Genomic DNA, 497 nt, shown 5'->3' with positions numbered 1-497 from the left:
CGCTGCGGGTGAGGGTGACGGATGCGTTCGGTAATGTGCTTGCCGGGCAGACGGTCAGCGTGACGGCAGACAACAGCACAACGGTCACTCCGACGGTCACCACACAGCCGGACGGCACGGTGGAAATCAGTGTCACCAGCCAGACGGCGGGCACCAGTACGGTCACTGCCAGCATTAACAGCAGCAGTCAGAGCCGGGACGTGACGTTTATCGCGGATGTCAGGACGGCGAAGATCGCTGATCTGGTGGTGACGCAGGATAACGCCGTGGCTGACGGTGCAATGGCGAATATGCTGCGGGCGAGGGTCACCGATGCGTTCGGTAATGCGCTTGCCGGGCAGACGGTCAGCGTCTCAGCGGACAACGGGGCAGCGGTTGCTGCGACGGTTATCACCGGGCCGGACGGCGCGGCAATAATCACCGTCACCAGCCAGACCGCCGGAGCCAGTACGGTCACTGCCAGCATCAGCAACAGCACTCTGAACCAGAACGTGACG

1 protein-coding gene is annotated in these 497 nt (G+C 63.0%); it reads left to right on the top strand.

The features are described 5' to 3' along the window. Nucleotides 1-497: Ig-like domain-containing protein (locus ATB02_RS25805; protein ID WP_157945220.1), on the top strand; the 497-nt coding region annotated here is incomplete at both ends.

The sequence above is a fragment of the Escherichia sp. MOD1-EC5189 genome, assembly GCF_002966045.1.
GTDB lineage: Bacteria > Pseudomonadota > Gammaproteobacteria > Enterobacterales > Enterobacteriaceae > Escherichia > Escherichia coli_F.
The sequence above is the reverse complement of the archived record's forward strand: the minus strand, read 5'-3'. Positions and strand labels throughout refer to the sequence as shown.